Source organism: Vibrio sp. V12_P9A6T4, from assembly GCF_963874835.1.
GTDB classification, from domain to species: Bacteria; Pseudomonadota; Gammaproteobacteria; order Enterobacterales; family Vibrionaceae; genus Vibrio; species Vibrio anguillarum.
In genome coordinates this window covers 12,721-24,421 of the sequence record NZ_CAWNJO010000011.1, presented here as the reverse complement: position 1 = coordinate 24,421, position 11,701 = coordinate 12,721, and the positions used below count along the sequence as shown (strand labels likewise).

Genomic DNA, 11,701 nt, shown 5'->3' with positions numbered 1-11,701 from the left:
CATGAGTAACGAATGTATTTATGGTATTCACGCGGTCAGCGCTGTACTTGAAAAAGATCCAGCGCGATTGATAGAAGCGTTTGTACTGAAAGGGCGACAAGATGATCGCCTGCTTCCACTGTTAAATGAACTGCAACATTGCGGTGTCTCTATTCAACAGATGGGACGTAAAACATTGGATGACAAGGCTCAAGGGGCGAATCATCAGGGCATCATTGCTCGTGTAAAACCAGCAAAACAGCTTAATGAGCATGATTTAGAAGCAATCATCGCACAGCATGAACAACCGCTATTACTTGTTTTGGATGGTGTTACCGATCCGCATAATCTCGGCGCATGCTTACGTAACGCCGATGCTGCCGGGGTCGCTGCAGTGATCGTACCGAAAGATAAGTCAGCACCAATGACGGCAACGGTCAGCAAAGTCGCTTGTGGCGCTGCTGAAACTGTGCCTTTAGTACGAGTGACGAATCTTGCACGTACCATGCGCGCCCTTCAAGAACAAGGCGTATGGTTTGTTGGCACTGCCGGTGAGGCGACGCATGACATTTACCAAGCCAAACTGACAGGGCCCCTTGCGATTGTTATGGGCGCTGAAGGGGATGGTATGCGCCGTTTAACGCGCGAAACCTGCGATGATCTGATCAAAATACCGATGGCGGGCACCGTTTCTAGCCTAAACGTATCAGTAGCGGCTGGGATCTGTCTGTTTGAAGCAGTGAGACAGCGCCAAGCTGTATAATTGTGCAACAGGGATAAAAGGATAGGGTCGTGAGTGCTCACCTCATCTTTCTATCCCTTCTATACTTCCTCAGTGAAAGAAGAAATAGATAGTTTATAAGTTTAATTTCTACACAGCGCTTGCATGTGTAATGGTGATCTGTATAATGCACCGCACTGGTTAAATCCAGTTGTGAACCAATGAGCAGTGAGGAGTAAACTGACCTAGCTGTTAGTTTAGTAACGTATACTCAGCTTATGTTCGCAGTTAATACAATTAGCTCTGTTGCGTTTAGTAATAGATTAAAGTTAATCGAAAATTAACTGACAATGTGCCTAATTTTGGCACTACGGTTTCACATAAATCAATCGGCATTCTCTCGTTTTAACGAGTTTGAGTGGCGATATTGTTTGTGTAATTTTTAATTATTGGAGCTCTGTCTCATGCAGAACCAACGTATCCGTATCCGCCTAAAAGCGTTCGATTACAAACTAATCGATGCTTCTACAGCGGAAATCGTTGAAACAGCTAAGCGTACCGGCGCACAGGTTCGTGGTCCTATTCCACTTCCTACTCGTAAAGAGCGTTTCACTGTTCTTATCTCTCCACACGTCAACAAAGATGCTCGTGATCAGTACGAAATTCGTACTCACAAACGTCTAATCGACATCGTTGAGCCAACAGATAAAACTGTTGATGCACTGATGCGCCTAGATCTAGCTGCTGGCGTTGACGTACAAATCAGCCTAGGTTAAGGGAGATTAGAAGAATGATTGGTCTAGTCGGACGTAAAGTGGGTATGACCCGCGTATTTACTGAAGAAGGCGTTTCTATCCCAGTAACTGTTGTTGAGGTTGAAGCAAACCGTATTTCTCAAGTGAAAACTCTTGAGACTGACGGCTATGCAGCAATCCAGGTAACTACTGGTACTAAGAAAGCCAACCGTGTAACTAAACCAGAAGCTGGTCACTTTGCGAAAGCAGGTGTAGAAGCTGGTCGCGGTCTTTGGGAATTCCGTTTAGAAAACGGCGAAGAGTTTGAAGTTGGCACTGAGCTAAATGTAGAACTTTTCAACGAAGTTAAAAAAGTAGACGTTACTGGTACATCTAAAGGTAAAGGTTTCCAAGGTGCTGTTAAGCGCTGGAATTTCCGTACCCAAGATATGACTCACGGTAACTCTTTGTCTCACCGTGCACCGGGTTCAATTGGCCAATGTCAAACTCCAGGTCGCGTGTTCAAAGGCAAAAAAATGGCAGGTCACATGGGTGCTGAGCGTGTAACGACTCAAAACCTAGAGATCGTACGTGTTGACGCTGAGCGCAATCTGCTTCTTATTAAAGGTGCAGTACCAGGTGCAACTGGCGCTAACGTGATCGTCAAACCAGCTATTAAAGCATAACGTCTAGGAGTAAGTAATGGAATTGATGGTTAAAGGTGCTAACGCACTAACTGTTTCCGAAACTACTTTCGGACGTGAGTTCAACGAAGCCCTTGTACATCAAGTAGTTGTTGCGTATGCAGCAGGTGCTCGTCAAGGTACTCGTGCTCAAAAGACACGTTCAGAAGTTTCTGGCGGTGGCGCTAAGCCATGGCGTCAAAAAGGTACTGGCCGTGCACGTGCTGGTACAATTCGTAGCCCAATCTGGCGTACAGGTGGTGTTACTTTTGCTGCGAAACCACAAGATCACAGCCAAAAAGTAAACAAAAAAATGTACCGCGGTGCTATGAAGAGCATTCTTTCTGAACTAGTTCGTCAAGAGCGTTTAATCGTTGTTGATAACTTCTCAGTAGAAGCACCAAAAACTAAAGAGCTATTAGCTAAGCTTAAAGAACTTGAGCTTAACGATGTACTCATCGTTACTGGCGAAGTAGACGAGAATCTATTCTTAGCTGCTCGCAACCTATATAAAGTTGACGCACGTGACGTAGCGGGTCTTGACCCAGTTAGCCTAATTGCGTTTGACAAGGTTCTAATGACTGCAGAAGCAGTTAAGCAAGTTGAGGAGATGCTGGCATGATCAGTGAAGAGCGTCTACTAAAAGTTCTACGTGCACCGCACATCTCTGAAAAAGCAACTATGACTGCTGAGAAAGCGAACACTATCGTTTTCAAAGTAGCAAAAGATGCAACTAAGAAAGAGATCAAAGCAGCTGTAGAAAAGCTATTTGAAGTTGAAGTTAAGTCTGTAAATACTCTTATCACTAAGGGTAAGACCAAACGTCAAGGTCTACGCCAAGGTCGCCGCAGCGACGTTAAAAAAGCGTATGTGACTTTGAAAGAAGGTCAAGATCTTGACTTTGTTGGCGGCGCGGAATAACAGGAGTAGTTGAATAATGGCTATTGTTAAATGTAAGCCGACTTCCCCTGGTCGTCGTCACGTCGTTAAAGTTGTTAACGCTGACCTACACAAGGGTAAGCCATACGCACCTCTTCTAGAGAAAAACTCTAAGAATGGTGGTCGTAACAACAACGGTCGTATCACAGTACGTCATATCGGTGGTGGTCATAAGCAACACTATCGTTTGGTTGACTTCAAACGTACTAAAGATGGCATCCCAGCGAAAGTTGAGCGTCTAGAATACGATCCAAACCGTAGCGCAAATATCGCTCTAGTTCTGTACGCAGACGGCGAGCGTCGTTACATTATCGCACCTAAAGGTGTTCAAGCTGGTGATACAATCCAGTCTGGTGTTGATGCGCCAATTAAAGCAGGTAACACTCTGCCAATGCGCAACATCCCAGTGGGTTCTACTATTCACTGTGTTGAACTTAAGCCTGGTAAAGGTGCACAGCTAGCTCGTTCGGCTGGTGCATATGCTCAACTTGTCGCTCGCGACGGTACTTATGCAACTATCCGCCTACGTTCTGGTGAAATGCGCAAAGTACTTTCTGAAGGCCGTGCAACAATCGGTGAAGTTGGTAACTCTGAGCACATGCTACGTGAACTAGGTAAAGCTGGTGCTTCACGCTGGCGCGGCGTACGTCCAACTGTACGTGGTGTAGTAATGAACCCGGTTGACCACCCACACGGTGGTGGTGAAGGCCGCACATCTGGTGGTCGTCACCCAGTATCTCCTTGGGGTATGCCTACTAAGGGCTTCAAGACTCGTAGCAACAAACGCACCGACAAGTACATCGTACGTCGTCGTAATAAGTAATCTATATAAGAGGATAAGCCATGCCACGTTCTCTCAAGAAAGGTCCATTTATTGACCTACACTTGCTGAAGAAGGTAGAGAAAGCGGTGGAAAGCGGAGACAAAAAGCCTATTAAGACTTGGTCCCGTCGTTCAATGATCATTCCATCAATGATTGGTTTGACCATCGCTGTCCATAATGGTCGTCAGCACGTTCCAGTATTTGTCACTGATGAAATGATCGGTCACAAACTGGGCGAATTCGCACCAACTCGTACTTACCGTGGTCACGCTGCGGATAAGAAAGCTAAGAAGCGCTAAGGAGTAAATGATGGAAGCTATTGCTAAACATAACTTTGCTCGCATTTCTCCTCAGAAAGCTCGCTTAGTTGCAGATCTAATCCGTGGTAAATCTGTGGATCAGGCTCTTGAAATCCTAACTTTCAGCAACAAAAAAGCGGCTGTATTAGTTAAGAAAGTTCTAGAGTCAGCTATCGCTAACGCAGAACACAACGAAGGTGCAGATATCGACGATCTTAATGTCGCTAAAATCTTCGTAGATGAGGGCCCGGTCATGAAGCGTATTATGCCTCGTGCAAAAGGCCGTGCGGATCGTATCTTGAAGCGTTCAAGCCACATCACTGTTGTTGTAGCAGACCGCTAAGAGACTAGGAGAGTAAGCAATGGGTCAGAAAGTACATCCTAATGGTATTCGTCTTGGCATCGTTAAGCCTTGGAATGCTACATGGTTTGCTAACACCAAAGATTTCGCTGACAACCTAGACGGCGACTTCAAGGTACGTCAGTTCCTTACTAAGGAACTTTCAAAAGCGTCTCTATCACGCATCGTTATCGAGCGTCCTGCTAAGAGCATTCGTGTGACTATCCACACTGCTCGCCCAGGCGTTGTTATCGGTAAGAAAGGTGAAGACGTTGAGAAGCTACGCGCAGCTGTAGCTAAAATTGCAGGTGTACCAGCGCAAATTAACATCGCTGAAGTACGTAAGCCTGAGCTAGACGGCCAATTAGTGGCTGATAGCATCGCGTCTCAACTAGAGCGTCGCGTTATGTTCCGTCGTGCTATGAAGCGTGCGGTACAAAATGCTATGCGTCTAGGCGCTAAAGGTATCAAAGTGGAAGTAAGCGGTCGTCTTGGCGGCGCTGAAATTGCACGTTCTGAGTGGTACCGTGAAGGCCGTGTGCCTCTACACACTCTACGTGCTGACATTGATTACGCAACTTCTTCGGCTCACACTCAATACGGTGTGATCGGCGTTAAAGTTTGGATCTTCAAGGGTGAAATCCTTGGTGGTATGCCAGCTGCAAACGCTGTTGAGCCAAAGGCTGACAAGCCTAAGAAGCAGCGTAAAGGCCGTAAGTAAGGAGTCGACTGATGCTACAACCTAAACGCACTAAGTTCCGTAAGGTTCATACTGGTCGCAACCGCGGTCTAGCTAAAGGTACTGACGTAAGCTTCGGTACATTTGGTCTTAAAGCCGTTGGACGTGGTCGTCTAACTGCTCGTCAGATCGAAGCGGCACGTCGTGCAATGACACGTCACGTTAAGCGTCAAGGTAAAATCTGGATCCGTGTGTTCCCAGATAAGCCAATCACTGAAAAACCACTAGAAGTTCGTCAAGGTAAGGGTAAAGGTAACGTTGAGTACTGGGTAGCCCAAATCCAACCTGGTAAGGTTATGTACGAAATGGACGGTGTACCTGAAGAATTGGCACGTGAAGCGTTCCGCCTAGCGGCTCGTAAACTGCCATTCAAAACTACATTCGTAATTAAACAGGTGATGTGATGAAAGCACTAGATCTACGCGCAAAAAGCGCTGAAGAGCTTAACGCTGAGCTACTGAATTTGCTACGTGAACAGTTCAACTTGCGCATGCAAGCTGCAACTGGTCAACTACAGCAAACTCATACTTTGAAAGCTGTACGCCGTGATATCGCACGCGTTAAAACTGTTTTGACTGAGAAGGCAGGCGAATAATGAGCGACAAAATTCGTACTCAACTAGGTCGTGTTATTAGTGACAAGATGGATAAATCTATCACTGTTGCTATCGAGCGCATGGTGAAACACCCAATTTACGGTAAATTCGTAAAGCGTACGACTAAAGTACACGCACATGACGAAAACAACGAGTGTGGCCTAGGCGATACCGTTGAGATTCGTGAGTGTCGTCCTCTGTCTAAGACTAAGTCTTGGACATTGGTTAAAGTTATAGAAAAAGCGAAGATGTAATCATCGTTATTCTATGATTTTAAACGGCTCCAAAGTTTTTTTGGAGCCGTTTATTTTTTGTCTACCCAATCTTAGGAAAGGGTGGTACAATTCGCGTCCCTTTTAAAGAGGCAGCCCGACCCGAGAGGGTCTAGTTTTAATATTTAGCGGAGCACTAACAATGATCCAAATGCAAAGTACACTTGATGCAGCTGATAACTCAGGCGCGCGCAAGGTAATGTGTATTAAGGTTCTGGGTGGCTCTCACCGCCGTTATGCACATATCGGTGACATCATCAAAGTTACAGTGAAGGAAGCAATTCCTCGCGGTAAAGTTAAAAAAGGTGATGTACTGAAGGCGGTGGTAGTTCGCACCCGTAAAGGCGTACGTCGTCCAGACGGTTCTGTCATTCGCTTCGACCGTAATGCTTGCGTATTGTTGAACAATAATACAGAGCAACCTATCGGTACACGTATCTTTGGTCCAGTGACTCGTGAACTTCGCAATGCGAAATTTATGAAAATCGTGTCACTAGCACCTGAAGTTCTGTAAGGAGCGGCACACATGGCAGCTAAAATCCGTCGTAATGACGAAGTAATCGTTCTTGCTGGTAAAGATAAAGGCAAGAAAGGTAAAGTAACTAAGGTTCTCGTAACTGGTAAAGTTATCGTTGAAGGTATCAACCTTGTTAAGAAACACCAAAAGCCGGTTCCGGCTCTAGGTCAACAAGGTGGCATCGTTGAACAAGAAGCAGCTATTGATGCTTCTAACGTTGCAATCTTTAACGCAGCAACTGGTAAAGCGGACCGTATCGGTTTCCGTTTTGAAGACGGCAAAAAAGTTCGTTTCTTCAAATCTAACGGTGAAATCGTTTCTAACTAATTAGAAGTAATTTGGAGTTCTACTATGGCGAAACTGCATGATTACTACAAGTCGTCTGTAGTGACTGAACTGACCAAACAGTTCGGTTACACAAGCGTCATGCAAGTCCCTAGGATTGATAAAATCACCCTAAACATGGGCGTTGGTGAAGCTATCAACGATAAGAAACTATTAGAAAATGCAGCAGCTGATATGGCTACGATCTCTGGTCAAAAACCACTGATCACTAAAGCTCGTAAATCTGTTGCAGGTTTCAAAATTCGTGAAGGCTACCCAATTGGTTGTAAAGTAACCTTGCGTGGCGAACGTATGTGGGATTTTTTAGAGCGTTTAATCTCTATTGCACTTCCACGTGTACGTGACTTCCGTGGTGTTAGCGCTAAGTCTTTTGACGGACGCGGTAACTACAGCATGGGCGTTCGCGAGCAAATCATCTTCCCAGAAATCGACTACGATAAAGTCGATCGTGTACGCGGTCTTGATATCACTATCACGACTTCTGCTGGTACCGATGAGGAAGGCCGTGCTCTGCTGGCTGCCTTTAACTTCCCATTCCGTAAGTAAGGTGAAGGGTTACTGTTATGGCTAAACAATCAATGAAAGCACGTGAAGTAAAACGTGCAAAGCTAGTAGCTAAGTTCGCAGAAAAGCGTGCAATGCTAAAAGCTACCATCAGCGATGTAAACGCATCTGAAGAAGATCGTTGGAACGCAGTTCTTAAACTGCAAGCTCTTCCACGTGATTCAAGTGCTTCACGTCAGCGCAACCGTTGCAACCAAACTGGTCGTCCACACGGTTTCCTACGTAAGTTCGGTCTAAGCCGCATCAAAGTTCGCGAAGCTTGCATGAAAGGCGAGATTCCTGGACTTCGTAAGGCTAGCTGGTAATTGCCACTTAATCATTTGGAGTAAATCTTATGAGCATGCAAGATCCGATTTCGGATATGCTGACCCGCATTCGTAACGGTCAGGCAGCAAATAAAGTTGCTGTAAAAATGCCTTCTTCAAAGCTTAAAGTTGCAATTGCTGCACTGCTAAAAGCTGAAGGTTATATCGCAGATTTCGCTGTTGAAGGCGAAGTAAAACCTGAGCTAGAAGTTACTCTTAAGTACTTCCAAGCTAAACCAGTAATCGAGCAAATCCAACGTGTTTCACGTCCTGGTCTACGCGTTTATAAGAAAAAAGACGCGTTACCAACAGTGATGGGCGGTATGGGTGTTGCTGTGGTGTCCACTTCCAAGGGTCTGATGTCTGACCGTGCTGCTCGCAAAGCAGGTCTTGGCGGTGAAATCATTTGCTACGTAGCGTAAGGAGTAGGATATGTCTCGTGTTGCTAAAGCACCTGTCGCTATTCCAGCTGGCGTAGAGGTGAAACTAAACGGCCAAGAAATCACTGTAAAAGGTGGTAAAGGTGAGCTGACTCGCGTCCTGAATAAAGGCGTAGTTATTGCACAGGAAGAAAACAACCTTACTTTCGGTCCTCGTGAAGGTGTTGCTAACGCTTGGGCACAAGCAGGTACTGCTCGTGCACTAGTAAACAACATGGTTGTTGGTGTTACTGCAGGCTTTACTAAGAAGCTTGTTCTTAAAGGTGTTGGTTACCGTGCTGCTATTAAAGGCAACTCAGTAAGTCTTACTTTAGGCTTCTCACACCCTGTAGAGCATGAACTACCAGCGGGTATCAATGCTGAATGTCCTAGCCAAACTGAAATTGTCCTAACTGGTTGCGATAAGCAAGTAGTGGGTCAAGTTGCGGCTGACATCCGTTCTTACCGTGAGCCAGAACCTTATAAAGGTAAAGGCGTCCGTTACGCAGATGAAAATGTGCGTAGTAAAGAAGCTAAGAAGAAGTAAGGTAACACTATGGATAAGAAAGCATCTCGCATCCGTCGTGCTACACGCGCACGTCGTAAGATTGCTGAACTGGGTGCAACTCGCCTAGTAGTACACCGTACTCCTCGTCACGTGTACGCTCAGGTTATCGCATCAAACGGCTCTGAGGTTATCGCAGCAGCTTCTACTGTAGAAAAAGCGATCCGTGAGCTAGTTAAGAACACCGGTAACGTAGACGCAGCTAAAGCGGTAGGTAAAGCTATTGCAGAACGCGCTCTTGAAAAAGGCGTATCAGCTGTTGCGTTTGATCGTTCTGGTTTCCAATACCACGGTCGAGTAGCGGCGCTAGCAGAATCTGCTCGCGAAGCTGGTCTGAAATTCTAAGGTAGGGTTGGAAGATGGCTAAAGAACAACAACAAGCTAGTGATTTGCAAGAAAAATTAATCGCAGTTAACCGTGTTTCTAAAACGGTTAAAGGTGGTCGAATCATGAGCTTTACTGCACTAACTGTAGTTGGTGACGGTAATGGTCGCGTAGGTTTCGGATACGGCAAAGCTCGTGAAGTACCTGCAGCGATTCAAAAAGCAATGGAAAAAGCGCGTCGTAACATGGTTACTATCGCTCTTAACGAAGGCACTCTTCACCACGCGGTGAAAGGTCGTCACTCGGGCTCTAAAGTTTACATGCAGCCAGCTGCAGAAGGTACAGGTGTTATCGCCGGTGGTGCGATGCGTGCTGTACTAGAAGTTGCCGGTGTACATAACGTACTTGCGAAAGCGTACGGTTCTACTAACCCAATCAACGTTGTTCGTGCAACAGTTGCTGGTCTAGTAGATGTGAAGTCACCAGAAATGGTTGCAGCTAAACGTGGTCTCACTGTTGAAGCGATTTCGGAGTAAGCACCATGGCAACTATTAAAGTAACTCAAACTAAAAGCTCAATTGGTCGTCTACCAAAGCACAAAGCTACTTTGCGTGGTCTAGGCCTTCGTCGTATCAACCATACAGTAGAACTTGAAGATACACCGTGTGTACGCGGTATGATCAACAAGGTTTACTACATGGTTAAAGTTGAGGAGTAATCAGAATGCGTTTGAATACTCTATCACCGGCTGCTGGCTCTAAGCACGCTCCTAAGCGTCTAGGCCGTGGTATCGGTTCTGGCCTTGGTAAAACAGGTGGCCGCGGTCACAAAGGTCAAAAGTCACGTTCTGGCGGTACAGTTCGTCCAGGTTTTGAAGGCGGTCAAATGCCTCTAAAACAACGTCTACCTAAATTCGGTTTCACTTCTCGTAAGAGCCTAGTGTCTGCTGAAATTCGTCTAGCTGAGCTAGCGAAAGTTACGGGTGACGTGGTCGATCTAAACAGCTTGAAAGCAGCTAACCTAATCACTAAGAACATCGAAAATGTTAAAGTTGTTCTTTCTGGTGAGATTAGCAAAGCAGTGACTGTGAAAGGTCTTCGCGTGACTAAAGGCGCTAAAGCTGCAATCGAAGCTGCAGGCGGTAAAATCGAGGAATAATCTCGAGGAACGAGGTACAGATGGCTAAGAAACCAGGACAAGATTTTCGTAGTGCTCAGAGCGGCTTAAGTGAGCTAAAGTCGCGCTTATTATTCGTAATTGGTGCACTTTTAGTATTCCGAGCCGGTTCTTTTGTGCCGATTCCTGGTATTGACGCAGCTGTACTTGCCGATTTGTTCGAACAGCAAAAAGGTACCATCGTTGAAATGTTTAACATGTTCTCCGGTGGTGCTCTTTCGCGTGCATCTATCTTAGCATTGGGCATCATGCCGTATATTTCGGCGTCAATTGTTGTCCAATTGCTAACTGTAGTTCATCCAGCGTTAGCCGAACTCAAGAAAGAGGGTGAGGCAGGGCGTCGTAAGATTAGCCAATATACGCGTTATGGCACGCTTGTACTTGCAATATTCCAAGCTATTGGTATCGCAACAGGCTTACCAAACATGGTCAACAATCTGGTTGTTATCGACCAAACCATGTTTACCCTGATTGCTACCGTGAGTTTAGTAACTGGCACCATGTTCTTAATGTGGTTAGGTGAACAAATTACTGAGCGTGGAATAGGAAATGGTATTTCCATTTTGATTTTTGCAGGTATTGTTGCTGGATTGCCTTCGGCAATCGGACAAACGATTGAGCAAGCGCGTCAAGGTGAATTGCATGTGCTTCTTCTGTTGTTAATTGCGGTACTTTCTTTTGCTGTAATTTATTTCGTTGTTTTCATGGAGCGTGGTCAGCGTCGTATTGTCGTTAACTATGCAAAGCGTCAACAAGGTCGTAAAGTGTTTGCAGCGCAAAGTACTCACTTGCCATTGAAAATTAATATGGCGGGTGTAATACCTGCAATTTTTGCATCGAGTATTATTTTGTTCCCAGGAACATTAGCTCAGTGGTTTGGTCAAAATGGTGAGAGCAGCACATTCGGTTGGTTAACTGATGTGTCTTTGGCTCTTAGCCCTGGTCAACCTCTGTACGTTATGCTTTATGCAGCAGCGATTATTTTCTTCTGTTTCTTTTACACTGCGTTGGTGTTTAACCCTCGTGAAACAGCGGATAACTTGAAGAAGTCCGGTGCGTTCGTACCCGGCATCCGCCCAGGTGAGCAGACAGCGAGATACATTGATAAAGTAATGACCAGACTAACCTTAGCAGGCGCTCTCTACATTACCTTTATCTGTCTGATTCCCGAGTTCATGATGGTCGCGTGGAACGTACGTTTCTACTTCGGCGGCACATCACTACTTATCGTAGTGGTTGTGATTATGGACTTTATGGCACAGGTACAGACTCATATGATGTCCCAACAGTATGATTCTGTGTTGAAAAAAGCAAATCTGAAGGGCTACGGCCGTTAATTCAGATTTCACTTACGGAGTTTAG

Annotated in this window: 23 protein-coding genes; all 23 read left to right on the top strand. The window is 45.6% G+C overall.

What is annotated here, in order from left to right:
- The first annotated feature begins 1 nt into the window (after position 1).
- The 23 genes from rlmB (at position 2) to secY (ending at position 11,676) form a co-directional block, all read left to right on the top strand.
- Positions 2-742 (top strand): 23S rRNA (guanosine(2251)-2'-O)-methyltransferase RlmB, encoded by a 741-nt coding sequence (gene rlmB, locus AACQ42_RS00385; protein ID WP_017042851.1) that lies wholly within the window; start codon positions 2-4, stop codon positions 740-742.
- A gap of 422 nt (positions 743-1,164) precedes the next feature.
- Positions 1,165-1,476, top strand: a complete 312-nt coding sequence (gene rpsJ, locus AACQ42_RS00380; protein WP_001181007.1) for a 30S ribosomal protein S10 — start codon at positions 1,165-1,167, stop codon at positions 1,474-1,476.
- Positions 1,477-1,490: 14 nt separating this feature from the next.
- Positions 1,491-2,120: a 50S ribosomal protein L3 gene (gene rplC / locus AACQ42_RS00375; RefSeq protein WP_013855921.1), complete on the top strand. Its 630-nt coding sequence runs from the start codon at positions 1,491-1,493 to the stop codon at positions 2,118-2,120.
- A gap of 16 nt (positions 2,121-2,136) precedes the next feature.
- Positions 2,137-2,739 carry a 50S ribosomal protein L4 gene (gene rplD, locus AACQ42_RS00370; RefSeq protein WP_010318759.1) on the top strand — a complete coding sequence of 201 codons (603 nt, stop codon included), beginning with the start codon at positions 2,137-2,139 and terminating at the stop codon, positions 2,737-2,739.
- A complete protein-coding gene (rplW, locus tag AACQ42_RS00365) occupies positions 2,736-3,038 on the top strand; it encodes a 50S ribosomal protein L23 (protein WP_010318760.1) in 303 nt (100 codons plus the stop codon). The genes rplD and rplW overlap by 4 nt, the downstream gene beginning before the upstream one ends.
- Before the next feature lie 16 nt (positions 3,039-3,054).
- Positions 3,055-3,879: a 50S ribosomal protein L2 gene (gene rplB / locus AACQ42_RS00360; protein WP_013855922.1), complete on the top strand. Its 825-nt coding sequence runs from the start codon at positions 3,055-3,057 to the stop codon at positions 3,877-3,879.
- A gap of 20 nt (positions 3,880-3,899) precedes the next feature.
- Complete coding sequence (gene rpsS, locus AACQ42_RS00355) at positions 3,900-4,178, top strand: 30S ribosomal protein S19 (RefSeq protein ID WP_010318762.1); 279 nt, start codon at positions 3,900-3,902, stop codon at positions 4,176-4,178.
- Positions 4,179-4,188: 10 nt separating this feature from the next.
- The gene (gene rplV, locus AACQ42_RS00350; protein WP_026027327.1) at positions 4,189-4,521 is read left to right on the top strand and encodes a 50S ribosomal protein L22; all 333 of its coding nucleotides are present in this window, start codon (positions 4,189-4,191) and stop codon (positions 4,519-4,521) included.
- Positions 4,522-4,540: 19 nt separating this feature from the next.
- Entirely contained in the window at positions 4,541-5,239 is a 699-nt protein-coding gene (gene rpsC / locus AACQ42_RS00345; RefSeq protein WP_010318764.1) for a 30S ribosomal protein S3, read from the top strand.
- A gap of 11 nt (positions 5,240-5,250) precedes the next feature.
- A complete protein-coding gene (rplP, locus tag AACQ42_RS00340; protein ID WP_010318765.1) occupies positions 5,251-5,661 on the top strand; it encodes a 50S ribosomal protein L16 in 411 nt (136 codons plus the stop codon).
- The gene (rpmC, locus tag AACQ42_RS00335; protein ID WP_010318766.1) at positions 5,661-5,852 is read left to right on the top strand and encodes a 50S ribosomal protein L29; all 192 of its coding nucleotides are present in this window, start codon (positions 5,661-5,663) and stop codon (positions 5,850-5,852) included. Before rplP ends, rpmC begins: the two co-directional genes overlap by 1 nt.
- Entirely contained in the window at positions 5,852-6,106 is a 255-nt protein-coding gene (rpsQ, locus tag AACQ42_RS00330) for a 30S ribosomal protein S17 (RefSeq protein ID WP_013855925.1), read from the top strand. Before rpmC ends, rpsQ begins: the two co-directional genes overlap by 1 nt.
- A 160-nt stretch (positions 6,107-6,266) precedes the next feature.
- The gene (gene rplN, locus AACQ42_RS00325; RefSeq protein ID WP_010318768.1) at positions 6,267-6,638 is read left to right on the top strand and encodes a 50S ribosomal protein L14; all 372 of its coding nucleotides are present in this window, start codon (positions 6,267-6,269) and stop codon (positions 6,636-6,638) included.
- 12 nt (positions 6,639-6,650) lie between these two features.
- Positions 6,651-6,968, top strand: coding sequence for a 50S ribosomal protein L24 (gene rplX / locus AACQ42_RS00320; RefSeq protein ID WP_010318769.1), 318 nt, complete (start codon positions 6,651-6,653; stop codon positions 6,966-6,968).
- Positions 6,969-6,992: 24 nt separating this feature from the next.
- Positions 6,993-7,532 carry a 50S ribosomal protein L5 gene (rplE, locus tag AACQ42_RS00315; protein WP_010318770.1) on the top strand — a complete coding sequence of 180 codons (540 nt, stop codon included), beginning with the start codon at positions 6,993-6,995 and terminating at the stop codon, positions 7,530-7,532.
- Between the two features lie 17 nt (positions 7,533-7,549).
- Positions 7,550-7,855: a 30S ribosomal protein S14 gene (gene rpsN / locus AACQ42_RS00310; RefSeq protein ID WP_010318771.1), complete on the top strand. Its 306-nt coding sequence runs from the start codon at positions 7,550-7,552 to the stop codon at positions 7,853-7,855.
- A gap of 29 nt (positions 7,856-7,884) precedes the next feature.
- Positions 7,885-8,277, top strand: a complete 393-nt coding sequence (gene rpsH, locus AACQ42_RS00305) for a 30S ribosomal protein S8 (protein WP_010318772.1) — start codon at positions 7,885-7,887, stop codon at positions 8,275-8,277.
- Between the two features lie 10 nt (positions 8,278-8,287).
- The gene (rplF, locus tag AACQ42_RS00300; RefSeq protein ID WP_010318773.1) at positions 8,288-8,821 is read left to right on the top strand and encodes a 50S ribosomal protein L6; all 534 of its coding nucleotides are present in this window, start codon (positions 8,288-8,290) and stop codon (positions 8,819-8,821) included.
- A gap of 9 nt (positions 8,822-8,830) precedes the next feature.
- Complete coding sequence (rplR, locus tag AACQ42_RS00295; protein WP_013855926.1) at positions 8,831-9,184, top strand: 50S ribosomal protein L18; 354 nt, start codon at positions 8,831-8,833, stop codon at positions 9,182-9,184.
- A 14-nt stretch (positions 9,185-9,198) separates the two neighbouring features.
- Positions 9,199-9,699 carry a 30S ribosomal protein S5 gene (gene rpsE, locus AACQ42_RS00290; RefSeq protein ID WP_010318775.1) on the top strand — a complete coding sequence of 167 codons (501 nt, stop codon included), beginning with the start codon at positions 9,199-9,201 and terminating at the stop codon, positions 9,697-9,699.
- Between the two features lie 5 nt (positions 9,700-9,704).
- A complete protein-coding gene (gene rpmD, locus AACQ42_RS00285; protein ID WP_004398455.1) occupies positions 9,705-9,881 on the top strand; it encodes a 50S ribosomal protein L30 in 177 nt (58 codons plus the stop codon).
- Positions 9,882-9,886: 5 nt separating this feature from the next.
- Positions 9,887-10,321 carry a 50S ribosomal protein L15 gene (rplO, locus tag AACQ42_RS00280; protein WP_010318777.1) on the top strand — a complete coding sequence of 145 codons (435 nt, stop codon included), beginning with the start codon at positions 9,887-9,889 and terminating at the stop codon, positions 10,319-10,321.
- A 20-nt stretch (positions 10,322-10,341) separates the two neighbouring features.
- Positions 10,342-11,676 (top strand): preprotein translocase subunit SecY, encoded by a 1,335-nt coding sequence (secY, locus tag AACQ42_RS00275; RefSeq protein ID WP_017046739.1) that lies wholly within the window; start codon positions 10,342-10,344, stop codon positions 11,674-11,676.
- Positions 11,677-11,701 lie beyond the last annotated feature (25 nt).